At 70.0% G+C, this 20,887-nt stretch carries 21 protein-coding genes and 1 tRNA gene; 13 read left to right on the forward strand and 9 right to left on the reverse strand.

All coding sequences use genetic code 11. The features are described from left to right. Positions 1–8: 8 nt before the first annotated feature. From R3F55_15125 to R3F55_15145, 5 genes are all read right to left on the reverse strand, one after another. Positions 9–1,991: a diguanylate cyclase gene (locus tag R3F55_15125; protein ID MEZ5668741.1), complete on the reverse strand. Its 1,983-nt coding sequence runs from the start codon at positions 1,989–1,991 to the stop codon at positions 9–11. A gap of 286 nt (positions 1,992–2,277) precedes the next feature. Further along, positions 2,278–2,354 (reverse strand) — tRNA-Met (locus R3F55_15130). Positions 2,355–2,436: 82 nt separating this feature from the next. Beyond that, on the reverse strand, positions 2,437–3,804 hold the full coding sequence (locus R3F55_15135) for a HAMP domain-containing sensor histidine kinase (GenBank protein MEZ5668742.1): 1,368 nt from the start codon (positions 3,802–3,804) through the stop codon (positions 2,437–2,439). 13 nt (positions 3,805–3,817) lie between these two features. Further along, complete coding sequence (locus tag R3F55_15140; GenBank protein MEZ5668743.1) at positions 3,818–4,489, reverse strand: response regulator transcription factor; 672 nt, start codon at positions 4,487–4,489, stop codon at positions 3,818–3,820. Positions 4,490–4,522: 33 nt separating this feature from the next. Continuing rightward, positions 4,523–4,807, reverse strand: a complete 285-nt coding sequence (locus tag R3F55_15145; GenBank protein ID MEZ5668744.1) for a PepSY domain-containing protein — start codon at positions 4,805–4,807, stop codon at positions 4,523–4,525. 159 nt (positions 4,808–4,966) lie between these two features. Between R3F55_15145 and R3F55_15150 the strand changes: the two genes are divergently transcribed. From R3F55_15150 to R3F55_15210, 13 genes are all read left to right on the forward strand, one after another. After that, complete coding sequence (locus R3F55_15150; GenBank protein ID MEZ5668745.1) at positions 4,967–5,860, forward strand: hypothetical protein; 894 nt, start codon at positions 4,967–4,969, stop codon at positions 5,858–5,860. A gap of 292 nt (positions 5,861–6,152) precedes the next feature. Then, complete coding sequence (locus tag R3F55_15155) at positions 6,153–7,253, forward strand: serine hydrolase (protein MEZ5668746.1); 1,101 nt, start codon at positions 6,153–6,155, stop codon at positions 7,251–7,253. A 109-nt stretch (positions 7,254–7,362) separates the two neighbouring features. Beyond that, the gene (locus R3F55_15160) at positions 7,363–8,133 is read left to right on the forward strand and encodes a hypothetical protein (protein ID MEZ5668747.1); all 771 of its coding nucleotides are present in this window, start codon (positions 7,363–7,365) and stop codon (positions 8,131–8,133) included. A 230-nt stretch (positions 8,134–8,363) separates the two neighbouring features. After that, a complete protein-coding gene (locus tag R3F55_15165; protein ID MEZ5668748.1) occupies positions 8,364–9,485 on the forward strand; it encodes a hypothetical protein in 1,122 nt (373 codons plus the stop codon). Between the two features lie 173 nt (positions 9,486–9,658). Further along, positions 9,659–11,065, forward strand: coding sequence for a cytochrome c peroxidase (locus R3F55_15170; protein MEZ5668749.1), 1,407 nt, complete (start codon positions 9,659–9,661; stop codon positions 11,063–11,065). A gap of 350 nt (positions 11,066–11,415) precedes the next feature. Further along, positions 11,416–12,459, forward strand: coding sequence for a polyphosphate kinase 2 (ppk2, locus tag R3F55_15175; protein ID MEZ5668750.1), 1,044 nt, complete (start codon positions 11,416–11,418; stop codon positions 12,457–12,459). A 111-nt stretch (positions 12,460–12,570) separates the two neighbouring features. After that, positions 12,571–12,996 carry a VOC family protein gene (locus R3F55_15180; protein MEZ5668751.1) on the forward strand — a complete coding sequence of 142 codons (426 nt, stop codon included), beginning with the start codon at positions 12,571–12,573 and terminating at the stop codon, positions 12,994–12,996. A 230-nt stretch (positions 12,997–13,226) separates the two neighbouring features. Beyond that, entirely contained in the window at positions 13,227–13,787 is a 561-nt protein-coding gene (locus R3F55_15185; GenBank protein MEZ5668752.1) for a heme NO-binding domain-containing protein, read from the forward strand. Next, positions 13,742–14,314 (forward strand): PAS domain S-box protein, encoded by a 573-nt coding sequence (locus R3F55_15190; GenBank protein ID MEZ5668753.1) that lies wholly within the window; start codon positions 13,742–13,744, stop codon positions 14,312–14,314. The genes R3F55_15185 and R3F55_15190 overlap by 46 nt, the downstream gene beginning before the upstream one ends. Then, positions 14,248–15,144, forward strand: coding sequence for an ATP-binding protein (locus tag R3F55_15195; protein MEZ5668754.1), 897 nt, complete (start codon positions 14,248–14,250; stop codon positions 15,142–15,144). Before R3F55_15190 ends, R3F55_15195 begins: the two co-directional genes overlap by 67 nt. Further along, entirely contained in the window at positions 15,141–16,142 is a 1,002-nt protein-coding gene (locus tag R3F55_15200; protein ID MEZ5668755.1) for an HDOD domain-containing protein, read from the forward strand. The genes R3F55_15195 and R3F55_15200 overlap by 4 nt, the downstream gene beginning before the upstream one ends. A 10-nt stretch (positions 16,143–16,152) precedes the next feature. Beyond that, a complete protein-coding gene (locus R3F55_15205; protein MEZ5668756.1) occupies positions 16,153–17,331 on the forward strand; it encodes a response regulator in 1,179 nt (392 codons plus the stop codon). A gap of 96 nt (positions 17,332–17,427) precedes the next feature. Beyond that, positions 17,428–18,627 (forward strand): calcium-binding protein, encoded by a 1,200-nt coding sequence (locus tag R3F55_15210; protein MEZ5668757.1) that lies wholly within the window; start codon positions 17,428–17,430, stop codon positions 18,625–18,627. On the opposite strand, the gene R3F55_15215 is transcribed toward R3F55_15210, so the two are convergent. The 4 genes from R3F55_15215 to parA form a co-directional block, all read right to left on the reverse strand. Further along, positions 18,624–19,037: a hypothetical protein gene (locus R3F55_15215; protein MEZ5668758.1), complete on the reverse strand. Its 414-nt coding sequence runs from the start codon at positions 19,035–19,037 to the stop codon at positions 18,624–18,626. The two genes, R3F55_15210 and R3F55_15215, sit on opposite strands and share 4 nt — an antisense overlap. A 24-nt stretch (positions 19,038–19,061) precedes the next feature. Beyond that, positions 19,062–19,658 (reverse strand): glutathione S-transferase family protein, encoded by a 597-nt coding sequence (locus R3F55_15220; protein ID MEZ5668759.1) that lies wholly within the window; start codon positions 19,656–19,658, stop codon positions 19,062–19,064. 30 nt (positions 19,659–19,688) lie between these two features. Beyond that, the gene (locus R3F55_15225) at positions 19,689–20,090 is read right to left on the reverse strand and encodes a VOC family protein (GenBank protein MEZ5668760.1); all 402 of its coding nucleotides are present in this window, start codon (positions 20,088–20,090) and stop codon (positions 19,689–19,691) included. A 93-nt stretch (positions 20,091–20,183) separates the two neighbouring features. After that, positions 20,184–20,831, reverse strand: a complete 648-nt coding sequence (gene parA, locus R3F55_15230) for a ParA family partition ATPase (GenBank protein ID MEZ5668761.1) — start codon at positions 20,829–20,831, stop codon at positions 20,184–20,186. Positions 20,832–20,887: the final 56 nt, after the last annotated feature.

Consider the following 20,887-nt stretch of genomic DNA (forward strand, 5'->3'; position numbering starts at 1 on the left):
GACCAGGCTCAGTCCTTGGCGTTGGCCAGCAGCCGGACGTTGATGCCGGCCGGGTGTTCCGGGGCGTGGCGCGGCGACGGTTTGGTCAGGCTGCCGGCATCGCCGAGCGTGATGCGGTCGCGGCCTTCGTCCTTGGAGACGTAGAGCGCGACATCGGCGATCGCTTGCAGCTCGTCGAGATTGCGCGTCATCGACGAATCGGCGATGCCGAAGCTGGCGGTGAAGGCGACACACTTGCCCTCCGACAGCTTCTTGGCGAGACGCTGGCGCAGGCGCTCGGTCCAGTCGCGGGCCTGCACCGCGCTCGACCCGGCCAGGATGACGGCGAACTCCTCGCCGCCCAGCCGGGCGATCAGGTCGCCATCGCGGGTGTTGCTGCGCATCACCTCGGAGAACACGCGCAGCGCGGTGTCGCCGGCCTGGTGGCCGTGGGTGTCGTTCAGCAGCTTGAACCGGTCGAGGTCGGCCAGGATGTACGCAAAGTCGGTGCCCTGGTTGGTCAGCGCCCGCATCTGCTGCTCCAGCGCGCGCCGGTTGAGCAGACCGGTCAGGCTGTCGGTGGAAGCCTGGACCTGTGTCTGCTGGAACGCCCGGATGGTGCCGATGCGCGCCCCGGTCAGCCCGCCGAGGATCGACAGCCGGTCGGCCTGCTCGGCGGCCAGCGGCCGGTCGACCGGCCCGCTCGCATGCAGCACGCCGACGGCGCGGCCCATGAAGGTCACCGGCACGCAGGTCGCCGAGATCCGTCCGGCCGGCCGGCCACGCAGCTTCGGGCAGGCGTTCAGCGCCTCGCTGTCCGGGAAGCTCATCGCGGTGCCGCGGCAGACGGCGACGCAGTTGAACGGCAGGTCGACGTTGCAGCCGGGGGCGCCGGCGGTCGGATGCGCGGTGGCCTGCTCCAGGTGCGATTCGCTGGAGTCCGACAGCAGCAGTTCCATCGGATGGCTGTCGGACATCGCGTTCATGGCACGGCCGACGATGCCGTAGGCCTCGTATTCGGTGTGCACCATCTCCAGCGCTTCGGCGAGCTGGTGGTTGAACGCTTCGCGCGCGGAATCGGCCCGCATCCGGCCGATCGTCATTTCCAGGTTGGCAGCCATGCCGTTGATCGCGTGACCCAATGCGCCGATCTCGTCGTTGCTGGCGATCGTGCAGCGGGCGGCGAGGTCGCCTTCCTCGATCCGCGTCGCGATCGCGCCGACGTCGCGCAGCGATCTGCGGATCGACGCGTTGATCAGATGCACGGTCACCGCCGCGATCACCGCCGCGCAGCAACCGGCCAGCACGATCCACAGCCTGGCATTCGCCGCCGAGCGCTCCGACGCCTGCTCCGTCGCCGCGATCTCGGCAGCGAGCAGGTCGGTCTGGGCGTCCATCGCCCGCTTCACGGTCTCGAACCGGCTTTCGAAACCGGACAGGGCGGCCAGCCCCAGTTCCGGATCCAGGTTGGCGATCTGCGCCACCGCCTCGGCCTCGTGGATATAGAGCTCCGCCTGGCGGCGGGTCTCGGCGACGCTCGCGGCAAGGTCCGCGGGAAAGGCGAACGCGCTGAGCGAGCTCAGATTCCCGCGGAAGCGCGCGGCGTTGTCGCGCAGCCTGTCGCGCACCCGTCCGGACGCCTCGGGATCGGCGGTGCGCACCAGCAGCTCGTACACGTCGCCCTTCAGGCCTTCGTGCATCATGTCGGCGTCCTGATGCAGGCTCTGCGCGTGGCTCAGCCGCACCACGGCGGTGGCCGCGGCGGTTTCCTGCTCGAGCGCCTGCCAGGCGATGACGCTGACAGCCACCAGCGCCACCAGCATCATGCCGGCGATCAGCGCCAGCCGGGCCCGGATCGGCAGGCGCTTCAGCCCGCCGCCGTGTTGCGCGGCATCGGGGGTTGGCGGGAGCGCCCGCGCCGCATCGGTTGTCGCGGTGTCGCCCTCTGCCGGGTCTGCTCGTACGGCTCGGGCAGCGGTCGCGTCGACCGCTGCCGATAACTCCGCCTGCATCGTTCCGCTCGCTGTCGTTGCCGGGCCCGGCATACGAATGCAGGCCCGCACGCGGGGTGCACTTCGCCCAGCCTGGCCCGCCGGAGGATGCGGGCCGGCAAGCCGGCGTGCGTGATCGTGGTTCAGAATGGAAACATGCACCGCGATCCGTTAACGAATCGTCAGTTCGCGTAACTCTCCTGTTAACCAACGATAAAGCGGTGTTAACGCCCCGCACCTGCCGGCGGGCCGATGCGAATGGGCATTGGCGGTGACAATGGCCGCCGTGTCGCGGCGGGCAGGGCGCTGGTGGGCCTGGCAGGACTCGAACCCGCAACCAAACCGTTATGAGCGGTCCGCTCTGACCCGTTGAGCTACAGGCCCACCCGGGCGCCCGGGGCGGGCGCACGCAACCCTCGGTTAGCAGAATGCGGCGGCGAAGGGTAGGGCAGCGGACGCGGCCGCTTCAGTCGCCGGCGCCTGCCGCCGCCGGCAGCGCGATTTCGGCCCGGAGCCCGCCCAGCGGCGAATCGGCCAGCGTCAGGCCGCCACCGTAGAGCTGGGCAAGGTCCTGGACGATGGCCAATCCGAAGCCGCTGCCCGGCGGCGCCTCGTCGAGCTGCTCGCCCCAGCGCAGGGCCGCCGCGCGGTTCTGCGGCGCAATGCCGGGGCCGTCGTCCTCCACCGCCAGCACCAGCCCGCCGCCGTCGCCGGCGCGGGCCGACAGCCGCACCCGGCCGGCGGCGAACTTGTGGGCGTTGCCGACCAGATTGCTCAGCATCGCCTCGGCGTCGGCCGGCTCGATGGCGAAACGCAGCTCCGGCGGACAGTCGACGTCGATGGTCAGCGGGGCGCGGCGGAACAGCAGGCGATGGCTGTCGGCGACGTCCTCCAGGATCGGCGCCAGCGCCACCGCCCTGACGGTCAGCGCGCCGGGACCGATGGCGCGGGCCAGCGCGGAATAGCGGTCGATCAGACCGCGCATCCTTGCCAGCTGCTTGTCGATCAGTGGCTGCTGGGTGCTGCCGGCCACGGCGTTGCCGACGATCGCGATCGGGTGGTTCAGGTCGTGGGCGATCTTGGCGACGTATTTGCGGCTGCGCCCGAGCATGTCGGCCTGCCGCTCCAGCAGCTCGTTGACCTGGTCGACCAGCACCTGCATCTCCGCGGCATGACGGCCCTCGATCCGTTCGGTGGCGCCGCTGCGGAAGCGGTCGATGGCGCGGCGCACCTCGTTCAGGCCGCCGCGCAGCATCAGGATGGCGACGGCGGAAATGCCGATCAGGCCGACGAAGGCCGGCACCGCGGCATACCAGACCAGATCCTGCAACTGGGCGACATAGTCGTCGACCAGGCCCTCGTACTTGGCCTGGCGGATGCCGACCTGGTAGCGCACGGCCCGCAGCGCGCCGGTGGCCCGGTCGGTCTCCTCGACCAGCCGCTCGGCCAGGCGCAGCCGGCCGATGGCGCTGTCGGCGAAATCGACCGCGAAGTCGCGCGCCGGCGTGTCGGTGATCGACGGCAGCGTGCGGTCGCTGAGCGACAGCACGGTGGCCCGGTTCACCGGCGCGCCGTCGATGGAGATCTGCCAGACCCATTCCAGGTCGGGCTCGTTGAAAAAGAACACGCCGCTGGCCTGCTCGCTGGCGCGGGCGGCGCGCAGCTGGTTGCCGAAGCCGCGCAGCTGGGCGTCGACCACGCCCTCGGCCGCGGCGCGGATCAGCGCGCCGGCGCCGAACCAGATCACCGGCGCGGCGACCGCCAGGATCAGGCCGGCGGCCAGCAGCACCCTGCCGAACAGGGTGGCCGTGCGCCGGCGGATGGTGGCGGGCAAGGCGCGGGCCCGGTCAGCCGATGTTGCAGACCAGGCGGTAGCCGTAGCCGTATTCGGTCTGGATCACGCGGCGGTGCAGCTTGTCGCGCAGCCGGCTGACATAGACCGGAATCTCGTTGGCGGTCTTGGCGCTGGCGCCGTCGAAATTGTGCTTGACCAGCTCGTCGGCGGAGACCGGCCGCTCGCGGTTGACGAACATGTAGTGCAGGATGCGGTACTCGGTCGGGGTCAGCTTGACCGGCTTATCCTGGAACCACACCCGCATCGCCTGGGTGTCGATGCGCAGGTCGCCTTCGCTGAGCGTCGGCGTGCTGGCGTTCGGCCCGGCGGAATTGACCACGCCGCGCACCCAGTCGAGCAGCAGTTCCAGGTCGACCGGCTTGGTCAGGAAGTTGGTGGCGCCGGCGCGCACCGCCTCCTTCATGTCCGCCACCTCCTTGCGCGAGGCGGTCAGCACGATCACAGGCATGGTCAGGCCCTGGTCGCGCCAGCGGCGCAGCACGCTGAAGCCGTCCATGCCCGGCAGGCCGGGGTCGAGGATGACGGCGTCGAACGGGTCGCTGCCGCCCATTTCCAGCGCGGTCAGGCCGTCGGCGGCCACGTCCACCGCATAGTTCTCGTCGCGCAGCACGGTCGCGATCTGCTCGGCCAAATCGGGATCGTCTTCGACGAGAAGCACGCGCATGGGCGTCACCGCCTTTCTTCGCGGCCGGCCGGTTCAGCCGCCGGGGTTGGGCACGATCTGCCCGGACATCGGATCAATATAGACGATCACGATGCGGTCGTCCGGGGTGAGGATGCGAACCTCGTACAGGAACTGCGGCGAGCCGGGGCGTGGATAATAGGGCTGGGTGGTCAGCACCTCGCCCTGATAGGCCGGGTTGCGCTGCAGGTTCGACAGGATGGTGAACAGGTCCGGCGCGCCGCCCTGCTGGGCCAGCGCCGGGGTTGCGGCCATCAGCGCGGTGAGCATCAGGCCGGCGAAGGGGCGTGTCTTGCGCATCATGCCGCCTAGATAGCGATCGCGGAGCAAAAAGCCCATGGCTGGTCGGTTAGGCGATTTTAAGCCGCCTAAAAAACAAATAACCCCACCCGCATGCCAATGAAAACGGGCGATCGCTAGCTTTTGTGCATCGACACCACACCGGTCGGGAGCACCGCCATGTCGCCCAAGAGCAGGATCGCCCAAGCCCTCGTCCTCGCCACCGCGCTGATCGGCGCGGCCGCGCCCAGCTTCGCGCACGGCGCCGGCTCGAACAGCGGCGGCTGGAACAACGGCGGCGGCTGGAGCAACAACGGCTGGAACAACAACAACGGCGGCGGCTGGAACAACAACGGCGGCGGCTGGAACCAGCAGCGGCTGGAGACCGTCAACATCAGCATCGACCGGATCGTCGGCAACGAGACCCTGCCGCTGCGCCAGATGGGCAACATCGGCAACCAGTACAACGGGCGCACCCTGCGCTCGGTCACGGTGGAGCTGATGCCCTGGGGCTCGGCCGGCCAGGTCCAGCTGGTGGTCAACGGCCAGGTGGTCGCCGCGGCCTATTCCGCCGGCAAACAGCGGATCGAGCTGCGCCCGCAGGGGGCCGACACCTTCGGCTCGGAGATCCAGACCCTGCAGCTGCGCACCATCGGCTGGGTGCCGATCGACGACATCGCGCTGTCGATCCAGGGCGGCAACGGCGGCGGGGGCGGCGGCTGGCAGCAGCCGGTGGCCTGCCAGACCATCGAGCGGCCGCTGAATACCCAGGTGAGTTTCGGCCAACTCGACCTGAACAACCTGTTCAACCTCGCCCAGTTCAACGGGTGCCGGATCAGCTCGATCAGCCTGGTCGCCTCGACGGCCTTCGGCCAGGGCCAGGTCGCCGGTCTGGTCAACGGCACCGAGGCGACCAACCGCCAGCAGGTCGGCACCTACCCGAACCAGTACACGCTGACATTCTGGAACCAGCCGACGGCCGGCTTCAACGCGCCGCAGCTGTCCCTGAATCTGATGGGCCAGTTCACCATCCGGGCCGTGCGCCTGAACCTGGTGAGCGCCTCGGGCTGGTAGCCCGCCCATCGCCGAGCTTGCGGCCGGGTGTCGGTGACCGGCCGCATGGAACCCCCCGTCCCCAACCCCAATCACCGACTGGAGCCTCCCTGGCCCGGCGCGCAAGCGCCGGGCCTTGCCATTGTAGGCCACCCGACGCGCAAGCGCCGGGCCTTGCCATTGCGGCGACATTGCCGACAATGGGCTCGGCCCGGCAGCGCGCGGCCCCGTGCAGGCGACAGGCGATGGCAACCGCAGACCCGAATCCTGTCGAAGCACCTGTCGGCCCCTTTCTCGAGGCCGATCACCGGGGGTGCGCGTGACCGGCGCGGCGCGGATCTGCCCACCGGACCTGGCCGACGGCTGGCCGGTCGCCGCGCCCGGCGACATGGGCATCGACCCGGCGCTGCTCGCCGGACTCGCGCCCCAGTTCGAGGCATGGACCGACGCCAACCTGCACGCCGCGCTGATCGCCTGGCGCGGCACGCTGATCTACGAGCGCTATTTTACCGGCGAGGACTGGGCCTTTGCCCGGCCGCTCGGCGTCGTCGCCCACGACGCGACGATGCTGCACGACCTGCGCTCGATCACCAAGAGCGTGACCGGCCTGGTCGCCGGCGTCGCCCGCGACCGCGGCTGGCTCGGCGATCTCGACCGGCCGGTGCTGGACTGGCTGCCGGAGCATGCCGACCTGCGCGACGGCGGCAAGGGGGCGATCACCGTCCGCCACCTGCTGACCATGACCGCCGGTTTCGACTGGAACGAGGACCTGCCCTATGCCGACCCGCGCAACAGCGAGCGGCAGATGATGGCGGCACCCGACCCGGTACGCTTCGTGCTGGAGCAGCCGCTGCGGCGGCCGCCGGGCGCCGTCCACGTCTACAATGGCGGCCACACCACCCTGCTGGCGGCGGTGCTGGAGCGCGCGTCCGGCATGCCGTTCGACGCGCTGGTGCAGGAAACGCTACTGGCGCCGCTCGGCATCGCGCGGGCGGAGTGGGTCCGCTACGACACCGGTATGGCGATGGCGCCGTCGGGGCTGCGGCTGCGTCCGCGCGACCTGTTGAAGGTCGGCCAGGTCGCGGTCGGCGGCGGGCGATGGCGGGACCGGGCGATCGTCGGCGCCGATTGGATCGCCGAGGCCACCGCGGCCCACGCCAACGCCCAGGGGCTGTGGTTCTACGGCTATCACTGGTGGCTGGGCCGGTCGCTGGTCGGGCGGCGCGAGCTGCGCTGGGCGGCCGGCATCGGCTGGGGCGGCCAGCGGCTGTTCGTGGTGCCGGAGCTCGACCTGGTGGTGCTGGCGCTGGCCGGCTTGTACGGCAACCCGGCGCTGCAGCCGCTGCCGGGCGAGGTGGTGCTGCGCCGCTACGCCCTGCCGGCGGCACTGGCGGCAAGCCGAAGGCCGCGTTAGGCGATTCCAAGAAGCCTAGAAAACAAATAATCCAGCCGGCATGCCAATGAAAGCGGCCGGTCGCTAAGTTCCTGATCATCGAACGACGAATTCGATCAGGAGCACCAAGATGGTTCGCAAAGCAATTCTTGCCGCTGTCGCGTTGTCCGGGCTGGCGGCCCCGGCCTTTGCCTTCGGCGGCGGGGCCCAGCCGCTGCTGGTCGAGACGATCGCGATCGACGTCGACCGCTGGACCCACGACGAAACCTTCCCGCTGCGCCAGCTCGGCGGTATCGGCCCGCAGTTCAACGGCTACGGCCTTGAGGGCGTGAAGGTGGAGATCGGCCAACTCAACCCGGCCGGCAAGGTCGAGCTGCTGGTCAACGGCCAGGTGGTCGACAGCGCCTTCACGGCCAACCAGCATCTGGTCACGCTGTACCCGAACCCGAACGCTGACGTCTTCGGCCAGGGCGTGAACACGCTGCAGCTGCGCACGGTCGGCTGGGTCGAGGTCGGCGACATCGACCTGGTGGTCAGCCATTTCGGCGCGCCGCCGGTCCCGCCGCAGCCGGTCTGCCAGTCGCCGGAACGCGCGATCAACAGTGACGTGAACTTCACCCAGCTCAGCCTGAACACGGTGTTCGACCTGACCCAGTACCCGGGCTGCAAGATCGACTCCGTCACGATCCTGGCCAACTCGGCCCTGGGCGGCGGCCAGACCAGCGCCCTGGTCGGCGGCTGGCAGGCCAGCGCCTGGACCCAGGTGGCGGCCTTTCCCGGCCAGTACACCATCGACCTGTGGAACGACCCGGCGACCGGGGCCAACGCCCAGACCGTCGCCCTGAACATGATGGGGTTCTTCGACGTGCAGACCGTTCGCCTGAACCTGGTCGCCAACTGACCCCATCGTCCGAGATTGCGGCCGGGCGCCGGTGGCCGGTCGCAACCATAACCTTCCCCGTCCCTACCACCGGCTGGAGCCTCCTTATCCCGGCGCGCGAGCGCCGGGATAAGCCATTCCGGGCCCCGACGACCGTCGGAACCGGTGCGGCGGCGTCACCCAGCCGTGTGCTGGCGCCCGCCGCCGGCTGTTGTACACTGCCGCGGTGACGGAATCCGGGGAACGACCGCATGCCCGAAGGCAACGGCAACACGCGCTTCTACGACAGCCGCGAGAAATACCGGCTGTACGCCACCACAACCAACGAGAAGTGGGCGATCGCCCAGCGGATCGGCCGCGAACTCGCGTCGCTGGAGCCGGTGCCGCCGGCGATCCGGGTGTTCGATGCAGGCATGGGCGACGCCACGGTGCTGAGCCTGGTCATGCGCCAGCTGCATCAGCGCATGCCGACGGTGCCGCAGCTGGTGGTGGCGAAGGAGATCAGCCTGGAGGACGTGCGCATCGGGCTGGAGCACCTGGCCGACCGCTTCGTCGAGCATCCGATGACGGTGCTCGTGCTGACCAACATGTACTTCCGCGACGCGGTGCGGCTGACCCCGCGGCAGAACCCGGAACGGCTGAAGCTGTTCGACGTCGCGCTGCACGGGTCGAGCGGACATGCCTTCGACGAGCAGATACGCGCGCTGGCGCCGGTGCTGGCCGACGGCTGGCGGGTGGAGGTCGACGCGGCCACAGGCAACCCGCATCCTGCCCAGCCCTTCGTGCTGGTGGTCTATCGCGCCGACCATCGCTTCGTGCTGGACCGCGCGATTCCGCGCCGCGGCGAGCCGCTGGACGGGCACGACCTGATCATCGCCTCGCAGCCCTACCGGGCGCGGACCACGGCGGAGCGCAAGGTGCGGCTGGTGCTGGCGCCGCTGGCACAGGCGCTGGCGCCGGGCGGGCGCATGGTCACGGTGCAGTCCTACGGCCACGACGCCGGCATGGAACTGGTCCGCGCGCTGTGGCCGGACGAGGACCCGTTCCAGACCCCGCGCAACGTGCTGATCGACGAGTTGCGGCGGGCGCTGGCCGACGACGAAGGGCTGAAGCCGGAGGCGGGCACCGACAACGACGCCATCTTCCGCTACGAGATGCACGCCTTGTCGTCCGAGCTGTCGGCCAGCATCGGCACCTCGTCGGTGCTCGCGGCCTTCAACGCAGCCTGCTATGTGGCGCAGATCGACGAGGCGCGGTTCCGCCACGCCATCTCCAGCGACGACTATTTCGACGCCACCTGCGCGGTGCTGCAGCGCCACGGCGGGCTGTGGTTCAACGACGAGAGCTTCGTCATCCGGCGTCGCGCCCGCTGAATCGGCGGCGCGGCGCGGCGCGCGGTGTGACGGCGGGCACTGCGTCACATTGCATCCCTGTCATCCGCTACCTTAAATCCGACATCTTCATGATGCGGATACGAGTCATGCCGTACCCTGACCGGCGACACCGGACCGGCCGGACGGCCTAGCCTGAAGAGATGGGGGAGCCCATGCAGATCGGGTTCGACGACAGCCGCAAGGGGCTTTGGGCCGCGGCCTATGCCGCAGCATTCGTCGGCGTCGGCGGCCTGATCGTGCTCGGCGCCGAGGCGCAGAGCGCCGCCGGCGATGCGCGCGCCACCCTGCGCGCGGCGGTCGAGGCCCAGGGCGTCGAGGCCCTGCAGCCGCCGCCGGCGGAGCCGGACGCGCTGGTCGAGCTGGGCCGGATGCTGTTCTTCGACCCGGAGCTGAGCGGCAACCGCAACATTTCCTGCGCGACCTGCCATCACCCGGCCTTCGGCATCGGCGACGGGCTGTCGGTCTCTTTCGGCAGCGGCGGCGTCGGTCTCGGCACCGGCCGCGACCTGGCCGAAGGGGCGCTGATCCCGCGCAACGCACCCGAGGTGTTCAACCGCGGCGATTCGCACTGGCACACCATGTTCTGGGACAGCCGGGTCGAGATTGCCGCCGACGGCACCATCCACACCCCGGCCGGCGACCAGATGTTCATGTGGCTCGATACGCCGCTGGCGCTGCAGGCGATGTTCCCGGTGACCTCGCGCGACGAGATGCGCGGCCAGCCCGGCGACATCGCGGCCGACGGCCGCGAGAACGAGATCGCGGCCTTCGAGGACGAGGACTTCGTCGGCATGTGGCAGGCGCTGGCCGACCGGCTGCTGGCGATCCCGGCCTATGTCGCGCTGTTCCAGCAGGCCTATCCGGACGTGGCCGTCGCCGACCTGACCTTCGCCCATGCCGCCCAGGCCATCGCCGCCTTCGAAATACAGGCCTTCGCCTTCACCGACAGCCCGTGGGACCGCTGGCTGGCCGGCGAGGATGACGCGCTGACCGACGCGCAGGTCGAAGGCGCCCTGCTGTTCTATGGCGAGGCCGGCTGCGCCACGTGCCACAGCGGCCCGCTGATGACAGACCAGCAGCACCACAACATCGGCACGCCGCAGATCGGTCCGGGCCGCGGCGCCTCCGCGCCGCTCGACTTCGGCCGTTTCCTGGTCTCCGGCGAAGGCGCGGACCTGTTCGGCTTCCGCACGCCGCCGCTGCGCAACGTGGCGCTGACCGGGCCCTGGATGCACAACGGCGCCTTCCACACCCTGGACATGGCGATCCGGCACCATTTCGACCCGTCGGTCTGCTGGACGCCCGACTTCCAGTTCGTGTCGCTGGAGGCCGAGATCGAGCCGACGATCCATCGCGAGCCCGGCCTGCGGGCGGCGGTGCTGGCGTCGCTGGCGCCCGAGTTGCCGCGGTTCCAGCCGACGGATGCGCAGGTGGCGGCGCTGGCCGCCTTCCTCGAGGCGCTGAGCGCGCCGTCGGTGGCGTCGACCGCCGACCAGGTGCCGGCAACGGTGCCGAGCGGCCTGCCGGTCGACACCGTGGCGGCGCCGGGCGAATACTGACCCGCCGCGGCGCCGACCGCGGGACCCGCATGGCCGGAAAAGGGACACGTTGCCGCGCTTGCTGGCGCGGCGGCGGCGGTTCGTGTCATCCTGCTGTCATAGAGCGGCGGTCGGCGGTCCCGTTCCGGTCACCGTTCCTCAATTCTTGCCATCTGTCATAGCGTCCCCGGCGCAATTTCGGAGTATCCGCGATGGCCAACGAAAACCGTCCAGGCCCGGCAACGGGCGCGAAGTCCAGCCCTGCCGGCGATGCGGCGGCTTCGGCCGAGCCGCAGGTCGCACCGGCGCCCAATCCCGCCGCCCGGGAAAAGGCACCGGCCACGGCACAGCCTGCCGCTGCGCAGGATACCATTTCGGCCAACGGCGCGGCTCCGGCCACGGCAAAGCCCGCGCGCCGCAAGGCCCCCGCACGCAAAGGCGAAGCGGCGAAGCCGGCGGCCAAGGCCGGCAACGGCGCGACCCCCGCCAAGCCACGGACGCGGCGCGCGCGCACCAAGCAGATCGACGCCGAGAACGCCAGCCATCGCATCGCGGAGATGCGGCACGACCCGGCCGCGATCGCACGTGCCTTCGAGACCGGCGCCTATCCCTATGCGCGCAAGATGCCGCGCAGCGCCTATGAGGCGCACAAGGCCGAGCTGCAGGTCGAGCTGCTGAAGGTGCAGGACTGGGTCAAGGCGACCGGGCAACGGATCGTGATCCTGTTCGAAGGGCGCGACGCGGCCGGCAAGGGCGGTACGATCAAGCGGTACATGGAACACCTGAACCCGCGCGGCGCGCGGGTGGTGGCGCTGGACAAGCCGTCGGAACGCGAGCGCACCCAGTGGTACTTCCAGCGCTACATCGAGCACCTGCCGGCCGGCGGCGAGATCGTGTTCTTCGATCGCTCCTGGTACAACCGTGCCGGGGTCGAGCGGGTGATGGGCTTCTGCGCGCCGAGCGACTATCTGGAGTTCATGCGGCAATGCCCGGAGATCGAGCGGATGATGGTCCGCTCCGGCATCCGGCTGTTCAAATACTGGTTCTCGGTCACCCGCGAGGAGCAGCGCCGGCGCTTCGCCGCGCGCCGGCTGGAGCCGCTGAAGCAGTGGAAGCTGTCGCCGATCGACATGGCCTCGCTCGACAAGTGGGACGAGTATACCGAGGCGAAGGAAGCGATGTTCTTCCATACCGACACCGCCGATGCGCCGTGGACCATCGTCAAGTCCGACGACAAGAAGCGGGCGCGGCTGAACTGCATGCAGCACTTCCTGTCGTCGCTGCCCTATCCGGAGAAGAATACGCACGTAGTGCGCGGGCCGGACCCGCTGATCGTCGGCTCGAGCGCCTTCGTGATCGGCCATCGCGCCGACATCCTCGACAAGACGGTGCATCCGGACCAACGCCACCATTGAGGCCTGGGCCGCCCTTCGCGGGCGGCCCAGGGTGCTCGGAACAAAAAAAGAACATTGACAGGCGCCGGCGGCGCGGCTTACCTCGCGGGCGCAACAGCGAGGACCGGTGCGATGGACCAGCGGATCAGCCTGATCACCCTCGGCGTCGCCGATCTGGCGCGCGCCCAGGCCTTCTACGAATCGCTGGGATGGGTCCGTTCGGTACGTGCGGCACAGGGCGTCGCCTTCTTCCAGACCGGCGGCTTCGCCTTCGGGCTCTATCCGCGCGACGAACTGGCCGACGATGCCCGCGTCGATCCCGCCGGCTCTGGGTTCCGGGCGTTCTCGCTGGCGCAGAACGCGCATTCTCGGGCCGAGGTCGACGCCGTTCTGGCCGAGGCGGCGGCAAAGGGGGCGACGCTGGTCAAGCCGGCCGAGGACGTGGCCTGGGGCGGCTATTCGGGCTATTTCGCCGACCCCGATGGCTTCCTGTGGGAAGTGGCGTGGAATCCCGGCTTCGCGTTGAACGCCGACGGCAGCCTGACCCTGCCGGACTGAGCGCGGCGCGCCCGGCCGAACTCCGAAACGGCCAGGCGGCGCAAAGAGAAATCAAGTCTTTCCGGCCATCGGTATTTGGCGCGAATTTGTCGAAAGTTTTGTGCAAATGACTGCCGTGGGTTTGATGCTTGCGGCCGGCTGCGATAGTCAAACGGTTTAATCGATCATCAATACATTCATTTGAAAATACCCATTGGACTTGTCTCGCATTTGCTTCGGGATGGCCAACCATGAAGGGCATCGTGTTCACAGCGTTTCTGGACCGGCTCGACGCCGATCTGGGGCCGGACGTCACCGAGGCCGTCATCGTCGACGCGGCGCCCGCCTCGGGCGGCGCCTATACCGAGGTCGGCGCCTACGATCACGGCGAGCTGGTCGCGCTCGTCCGCGCCGTCAGCGCGCGCACCGGCCGCCCGGTCGGCGACCTGATCCGCGACTTCGGCCGGCACATGCTCGGCTGCTTCCACGACCGCCACCCCGCCTATTTCGCCGAGCCCGGCGGCCTGCTCGCGTTCCTTGAGCGCGTCGACGGGCGCATCCACGCCGAGGTCCGCCGGCCGCATCCGGGGGCATGCCTGCCGGAGATCCGGACACGGCGCCTCGGCGCGGATTCGCTGGAACTGACCTACCGGTCCGAACGCCACCTGGGCGATTTCGCGGAAGGCCTGATCGCCGGTGCCGTCGACCGCTTCGGTGCGACGCACACGGTGGAACGCACCGACCTGCAGCAGGAAGGAGGCAGGCAATGCATAAGCTTCACCCTGACGCCGGCGCCGCCGAACGCACGCTGACGCCCGAGGCCCTTGCCCGGCGCCTGGCGCGCGAGACGCAGGCGCGGCAGGCGGCCGAGGCGCTGCTGGAAGGCAAGAGCCGCGAGCTCTATGAGGCCAACCGGGCCCTGAAGGAAACCGCCACATCGCTGGATAACCAGCGCCGCTATCTGAACACCATCCTCGACCATACCCAGGTCGGCATCGTGCTGGCCCAGGACGACCTGTCGATCCGTCGCGCCAACCGGTCGGCGGAGGCGATGTTCGCGTCGGCGGGCGGCACCCTGTCGGGACAGACCGTCTGTGCGCTGTTCGAGGACACGCCGGAGGCCAGCGTCCTGATCGCCCGGCTGTCCGCTACCGGCGGCACCGAGGGCGACACGATGGTCGAGGCGGTCGGTCGGCGCAGCGACGGCGCCACCTTTCGATCGAGGTGGGTCTTGCCAGCATGGCCCACCAGGGCGGTCGCCACACGGTGTGGATGTTCCGCGACATCACCAAGCGCAAGGCGGTCGAGGCGCGGCGGGCGGCGCTGGAGCGCGAGCTGAGCCAGGCGCAGAAGATGGAGGCGCTCGGCACACTTGCCAGCGGCGTCGCCCACGAGATCAACACTCCGGTCCAGTATGTCGGCGACAATATCCGCTTCATGCAGGATGCCTTCGGCGACCTGACCCGCGTGGTGGCCGCCTATCGCGAGGCGCTGGCGTTGGCGCCGAATCGGCGCTCGGTGAGGCGATCGCGCGCATCCGGGCTCTGGAGGACGAGATCGACCTGCAGTTCCTGCTCGGCGAGGTGCTGCCTCGATCGAGCAGTCGCTGCAGGGCATGGGCCAGGTCGCCAGCATCGTCAACGCGATCAAGGAGTTCTCCCACCCCGGAGAGGACGAGAAGGTCGCCGTCGACATCAACAAGGCGATCGAGACGACCCTGACCGTGTCGCGCAATCAGTGGAAGTATGTTGCGGAGGTCGAGCTCGCCCTCGCCGAGGGGCTGCCGACGGTGCCTTGCCTGCCGGGCGACATCAACCAGGTGCTGCTCAACCTGATCGTCAACGCGGCCGACGCCATCGCGGCGCGCGGCGAAGGCCGGGCCGCATCGCGGTCGCCACCGTGCTGGTCGGCGGCGAGGTCGAGATCCGCATCGCCGACAATGGCTGCGGCATCCCGCCGGAGGTCGCCGGGCGCGTGTTCGATCCCTTCTTCACCACCAAGGACGTGGGCAAGGGCACCGGCCAGGGCCTGGCCATCTCCTACGCCATCGTGCGGCAGAAGCATGGCGGCTCGATCGGTTTCGTCGGCCGTCCCGGCGGCGGGACCTGCTTCACCATCCGCCTGCCGCTGCATGCGGCAAGCCTGACGGCAGAGGAGGCCGCAACATGAAGCCGGTGATCCTGTTCGTCGACGACGAGCCGAACATCCTCGACGGGCTGCGCCGCTTCACCCGCGGCCAGCGCCACGCCTGGGACATGCATTTCGCCGACGGCGGCGCCGCGGCGCCGGAGACGGTCGCCCGCGAGCCGGTCGACGTCGTCGTCTGCGACATGCGCATGCCGGGGATCGCCGGTGCCGACGTGCTGGAGCGCATCTCGCGATGCGCCGGGCATCATCCGCTTCATCCTGTCGGCGAGGCCGAGCCGGAGCAGGTCTATCGCGCGGTCGGCCGCAGCCACCGCTTCTTCGGCAAGCCCTGCGACCCGGAGGCGCTGATCGCGGCGATCGAGGCCCCGCTGGCGCTGATCCGCGAGATCGGCTCCGACGTGGCGGAGCGCGGCGCGTCGTTCCTCGACCGGCTGCAGAGCCCGCCGGCCGCCTTCGACGCACTCGGCAAGCTGCTGGAGCGGCCGGGCGCGCAGCCGGCCGACGTGGCCGCCATCGTCGCCCGCGATCCGAGCCTGGCCGTCCGCCTGCTGCAGCTGGTCAATTCAGCCTATTTCGGCCGCCCGGTGGAGACGTGCAACATCGCCCGCGCCCTCGATGCGATCGGCCTCGACCGGCTGCGCGCGCTGCTGGTCCGCCGCCGGCTCGGCAACAATGGGGGGCAGACCGGCGCGTCGCCGCCCCAGCATGAGCGCGCCTGGCGGCTCGCCGACAGGGCCGCCGCGCTGGCCGTTGCCGCCGGCGTCGCTCCCGCCGACTCCGACGTGGTCTATGCCGCGGCCCTTTTCGCGCGGCTGGGTCAGCGCGAAACGCCGACCGGGACGTTCCCGCCGATTGCGGCACCCAGCGCCGCCTACGCCACCACCCTGCTCGGCCTGCCGGCCCGGCTGACCGAGGCGCTGCGCCGGCTGGCGCAGATTCCGGCGGCGGAGGGCGACCTCGATGCCGACGCACGCGCGGTCTGCGTCGCTGCGCTGCCGGCGCCGCGGATCGCCGCCTGAGGCCGCCGCGATGGGCGCAGAATCCCCGCGCGTGCTGCTGGTCGACGACGACGTCAACCTGCTGAATGCCGCCCGGCGGGTGCTGCGCAAGGACCTGGCGCTGGAATGTGCCGCGGGGGCCGCCGAGGCGCTGAAGATGCTGGAGGCGGGAGAATCGTTCGCGGTGCTGGTCAGCGACCAGAACATGCCGGGCATGAAGGGCGTGGAGCTGCTGGCGACCGTCGCCGAGCGCTGGCCGATGACCGTGCGGGTGATGCTGACCGGCAACGACGACCAGGGCACAGCGGCATCGGCGGTCAACGACGGCCGCATCTTCCGCTTCGTACGCAAGCCCTGCGATCCGGCGACGCTGCTGGCCGCGATCCGCGATGCGGCCGAGCTGCACCGGCTGCTGGCCGGCGAGAAGCAGCTGCTCGAGCAGACCCTGTCCGGCAGCGTCAAGGTGCTGACCGACATCCTGGCGCTGACCCGGCCCGACATCTTCCAGCGTGCGACCAAGGTGCGGCGCTGGGCGCGGCTGGTCGGGCCGCGGCTGAAGGTCGGCCGCGCCTGGGAGCTGGACCTGGCCGCGATGCTGTATCCGCTCGGCATCGTCGCCCTGCCGGAATCGGCGGCGGCCAAGATCGCCGCCGGTGCGCCGCTCAGCGGCGAGGAAAAGGCCCTGCTGGAGCAGAGCCCGCGTGCCGCGCGCGACCTGATCGCCAACATCCCGCGGCTGGAGGGCGTCGCCCGCGCCATCTATTACAGCCGGCGCGGCTTCGACGGCAGCGGGTTCCCGCCCGAGCCGGTGAAGAGTGTCGACATCCCGCCGATGGCCCGGCTGCTGCACATACTGATCGACCTGGTCGACACCGAGGTCGGCGAGAGCAAGCCGCTGGCGCTGGTCGGCGAGAAGCTGCAGGCGCAGGCCCGGCTCTACGACCCGGACATGCTGAAGTTCGTGCTTGCCATGCTGCAGGCCAAGGCCCGCGCGGGCACCGAACCCGGTCGTACCGTGATGGAGCTGGAGCCCTATCAGCTGCGCGAAGGCGACACGGTCGCCCGCGACATCGTCGACACCACCGGACGCCTGCTGCTGGCTGCCGGAACGGAGCTGACGGTGGTCACGATCCAGCGCCTGCACGGCCTGGCCAAGATCCGGCACCTGACCGCCAAGGTGGTGATTTCGCGCGTCAAGGCTGCGGCCTGATCCGGGCCGACGCGACGGTCGCCGACATTCGTTTGAACCGTGGCCGCCTCCGCTGCGACCGACCCATCAGGGGACGTTCGCGGTGGGAGCCATATCATGCTGTTCTTCCTCGATCCCAATCTCGGCGCTTTCGGCGACCAGCCCAAGCTGGTGTCGCAATACGACTTCGAGTCGCCGCCGTTGGCGCTCTACGCCTTCGTCGGCACCGACGACGACGACAGCTACGAAGGCAGCGACGAAGGCGAACTGATCGGCGGCTTTCTCGGTGACGACCGCCTGACCGGCGGCGCCGGCAACGACCGCATCGAGGGCGGCCTCGGCGACGATATCCTGCGCGGCGGCGACGGCGACGACTCTCTCGACGGCGGCAAGGGCAGCGACGATCTCGACGGCGGCGACGGCGACGACTGGGTCAGCGGCGGCGACGACAAGGACTGGATCTACGGCGGCAAGGGCAGCGACTGGTTGCTCGGCGACGGCGGCGACGATTGGATCCTGGGCGAGGACGGCATGGATCACATCCGCGGCGACGACGGCGACGACTGGCTGTTCGGCAACGACGGGGTCGACGTCATCGAAGGCGGTGCCGGCAACGACCACATCGAGGGCGGCAGCGAAGGCGATGCGCTGTACGGCAACGACGGCGACGACCGCGTGCAGGGCGGCGACGGTCCCGACCGGATCTTCGGCGGTGCCGACAACGACCGGCTGTTCGGCGAAGGTGGCGACGACACCGTCCAGGGTCAGGACGGCCACGACCTGCTGCTCGGCTTCACCGGCAACGACACGCTCGAGGGCAACGACGGCGACGATTCGCTGGAAGGCGGCACCGGCGACGACGTGCTGAAGGGCGGCGTCGGCAACGACATCCTGGTGGGCGACAACGTGCTGTATTCGGGCCCGCTGCCCGCCGGCGCGAGCGACGCCGACGTGCTTTACGGCGGCGCCGGCAACGACACGCTGTTTGGCGGCAGCGGCGGCGACACGCTTTATGGCAACTCCGACGACGATCTGCTGATCGGCACCGGTGCCGGCAGTACCCTGTTCGGCGGCGCGGGCGCCGACCTGTTCGCCAGCGTCTTCGAGCCGACGTCGCCCGGCCTGGCCCACTCGGTCGACGTGATCAGGGACTACGACGCGTCCGACGGCGACCGTGTGACCGGCTCATCGTTCGCGGTCTTCGACGGCGACACCTATGTCTACGGCGACACGCCGGCGCTGTCCGGCACCGGGTTCACACTGCTGTGGACCCTGGACGACTACGACGCCGACGTCTCCGGCATCAACCTGGTCTAGCCGAGCCCCTCGCGTGCGCGGGCAACCGCGATCTCCGCGGCATCGAAGCTGAGCTTGCGGGCGATCGGCGCCGTGGCGTCGATCACCCGCCAGTACGGTGCAACCGCGCTTGCCGGCGCACCGGCGGCCAGCGCCTCATGGGTGGCTTCCGCCACCACGCGCAGGTGGATGCCGGCGGTGATCGGGCAGCAGACCTCGGCGCCATTGGCCGCGGCCAGCCGCGTGCGCATGGCCTTGACGTCCATTGCCTCGCCCGCCGGGATGGCCCGCACGAATGCGTCGATCATCCGCGCGGACGGGATCAGCATGAGCTGGCCGGCCTTCATGCCGGCCATGTCGCACGGGACCGGCTTGACTTCGTGCGGCTTGCCGTCCGCCAGCTTTTCCGCCCAGCTCCTGCGCTTCGCCATCGCCGTCCTCCCGCGCCGGTGCGCTCAGCCTTCGCGCTCGCGTGACCGCTGATAGGCCGGCCGGGCGGCACAGCGGTCGGCATAGCCGGCAAGCGTCGGGCTGTCGGGCATGATGCCGAACATGCGCATGAACAGGACCGAGGAACCGAGCATCACGTCGGCGGCGGAGAACCGGTCGCCCAGGATCCAGGGGCTGTCGCCGAGTCCCTTCTCCCAGGTCTCGACCATCAGTCCGAAGTCGCCCCAGCCGTGGGAAAGGCGGTTGGGCGTGGCGTTGCTGAACTTCTCCGCCATAGCCGGCTCGATCACGCCGGGCGAATAGGTCATCCAGAACAGGTAGCGACCGCGGTCCGCCGCGTCGATCGCCGGTGCCAGGCCGGCTTCGGGATAGCGGTCGGCGACATAAAGCGCGATGGCGGCGGAATCGGCCACCGTCACCGGGCCGTCCGCCAGCGCCGGCACCTTGCCCATCGGGCTGGCCTCGTGAAACCCCGGCACCGCGTCCTTGCCGCCGGGCGTGCGGATGTCGACCGGCACCACCTCATAGGGCAGGCCGGCCTCCTCGAGCAGCCAGACCATGCGCGACGCCCGGGTCTGGGCGCACCAGTAGAGTTTGATCATTTCGTTGCTCGTCCCCATGCTTGGTACCGGTCAGGTCGGCGATTCGTCCCAAAAGGTCGCTTCGACCTTGTGGCCGTCGAGGTCGCGGACGAAGCAGCCATAGTAGGCCGGACCGTAGGCTGGCCGCGGTCCCGGCGGGCCGTCGGGCGATGCGCCGGCGGCCAAGGCAGCTTCCCAGAAGGCGTGAACCGCAGCCCTTGTCGTCGCCACGAACCCAAGATGCGTGCCGTTGCCGGTGCGCGCCGGCTCACCGTCGATCGGCGTCTGGACCCAGAATTCCGGATACCGATTGCCATAGGCGACCGCGCCCGGGAACTCCTCCAAGCGGTGCGCGCCAAGGGTTGGCATCACGGTGTCGTAGAACGCGGTTGTGCGGGCGAGGTCGTTAGTGCCCAGCGAGACGTGGGAGATGAGGTTCGGGTTCTCGGTCATCGCGTGAAATCCTTCAATCCCTTGCAGCCGACGGACAACCGGATCATACAGGCACCTGCTGACAGCCATATGTCAGCAGGTGGGGCAACGCTCTCATTTGCCGGCGCGCCGCCAAACCTCGGCGGCGAGGGCGGCGATCTCGCCGGCTGCGGCCGACCGGCGTTGCAGCTCGGCCGCGCCGAGACCGCGCAGGAAGGCGTCGGCGAAGGCCACCCGGTTGCCGAGGCGGGCCTTGGCCACCGTCAGCGCGGGGTGGCCGAGCGCGGCGGCCTCGCGCGCGATCTGCTCGGTCAGCCGCGCGCGCGGCGGCACGCGGTTCAGCACGATCAGCACGGGTCGCTTCTCCGTCGCCGCCATGTCCAGCGTAGGCTGCACCGCCCACAGGTCCGCCGGACTCGGCTGCATCGGCACGACCACCAGCGTCGCGGCACGAATCGCCAGCCGCGCCTCGGTCTCGGCATGCGGCGGGCTGTCGATGACGACCACGTCGTGCAGATCGGCCAGCCGGGTGACCTGGTTGGTGGTGCGCCAGCCGGCGATCGACTCCACGGTCAGCGGCGCTGCTTCGGCGGCGCCGGCCGCGCGGATCTCGCCCCAGCGGGCAACCGTGCCCTGCGGGTCGATGTCGACCAACGCCACCTTCCGCCGGCCGGCGGCCCAGGCGGCGGCGAGGTTCGCGGCCAGCGTGGACTTGCCGGCGCCGCCTTTCTGCTGTGCGATGGTGATGATGCGTCCGGCCATCGCTGCGACTCCCGTTCAGCGCTGCGGTCGCGAAATTGTTGCACTGCAACACGGGC

Source organism: Alphaproteobacteria bacterium (assembly GCA_041396705.1).
In the GTDB taxonomy this organism is placed as follows: domain Bacteria; phylum Pseudomonadota; class Alphaproteobacteria; order CALKHQ01; family CALKHQ01; genus CALKHQ01.

Bases quoted from the DNA above. Each gene is read 5' to 3' on its own strand.
- R3F55_15145 (MEZ5668744.1), bottom strand. From the start codon at position 4,807: ATGCGCAAGACACGCCCCTTCGCCGGCCTGATGCTCACCGCGCTGATG.
- R3F55_15170 (MEZ5668749.1), top strand. From the start codon at position 9,659: ATGCAGATCGGGTTCGACGACAGCCGCAAGGGGCTTTGGGCCGCGGCC.
- R3F55_15185 (MEZ5668752.1), top strand. From the start codon at position 13,227: ATGAAGGGCATCGTGTTCACAGCGTTTCTGGACCGGCTCGACGCCGAT.
- R3F55_15180 (MEZ5668751.1), top strand. From the start codon at position 12,571: ATGGACCAGCGGATCAGCCTGATCACCCTCGGCGTCGCCGATCTGGCG.
- R3F55_15140 (MEZ5668743.1), bottom strand. From the start codon at position 4,489: ATGCGCGTGCTTCTCGTCGAAGACGATCCCGATTTGGCCGAGCAGATC.
- R3F55_15225 (MEZ5668760.1), bottom strand. From the start codon at position 20,090: ATGACCGAGAACCCGAACCTCATCTCCCACGTCTCGCTGGGCACTAAC.
- parA (MEZ5668761.1), bottom strand. From the start codon at position 20,831: ATGGCCGGACGCATCATCACCATCGCACAGCAGAAAGGCGGCGCCGGC.
- R3F55_15220 (MEZ5668759.1), bottom strand. From the start codon at position 19,658: ATGATCAAACTCTACTGGTGCGCCCAGACCCGGGCGTCGCGCATGGTC.
- R3F55_15195 (MEZ5668754.1), top strand. From the start codon at position 14,248: ATGTTCCGCGACATCACCAAGCGCAAGGCGGTCGAGGCGCGGCGGGCG.
- R3F55_15210 (MEZ5668757.1), top strand. From the start codon at position 17,428: ATGCTGTTCTTCCTCGATCCCAATCTCGGCGCTTTCGGCGACCAGCCC.
- R3F55_15215 (MEZ5668758.1), bottom strand. From the start codon at position 19,037: ATGGCGAAGCGCAGGAGCTGGGCGGAAAAGCTGGCGGACGGCAAGCCG.
- R3F55_15125 (MEZ5668741.1), bottom strand. From the start codon at position 1,991: ATGCAGGCGGAGTTATCGGCAGCGGTCGACGCGACCGCTGCCCGAGCC.
- R3F55_15165 (MEZ5668748.1), top strand. From the start codon at position 8,364: ATGCCCGAAGGCAACGGCAACACGCGCTTCTACGACAGCCGCGAGAAA.
- R3F55_15205 (MEZ5668756.1), top strand. From the start codon at position 16,153: ATGGGCGCAGAATCCCCGCGCGTGCTGCTGGTCGACGACGACGTCAAC.
- R3F55_15150 (MEZ5668745.1), top strand. From the start codon at position 4,967: ATGTCGCCCAAGAGCAGGATCGCCCAAGCCCTCGTCCTCGCCACCGCG.
- R3F55_15190 (MEZ5668753.1), top strand. From the start codon at position 13,742: ATGCATAAGCTTCACCCTGACGCCGGCGCCGCCGAACGCACGCTGACG.
- R3F55_15160 (MEZ5668747.1), top strand. From the start codon at position 7,363: ATGGTTCGCAAAGCAATTCTTGCCGCTGTCGCGTTGTCCGGGCTGGCG.
- R3F55_15200 (MEZ5668755.1), top strand. From the start codon at position 15,141: ATGAAGCCGGTGATCCTGTTCGTCGACGACGAGCCGAACATCCTCGAC.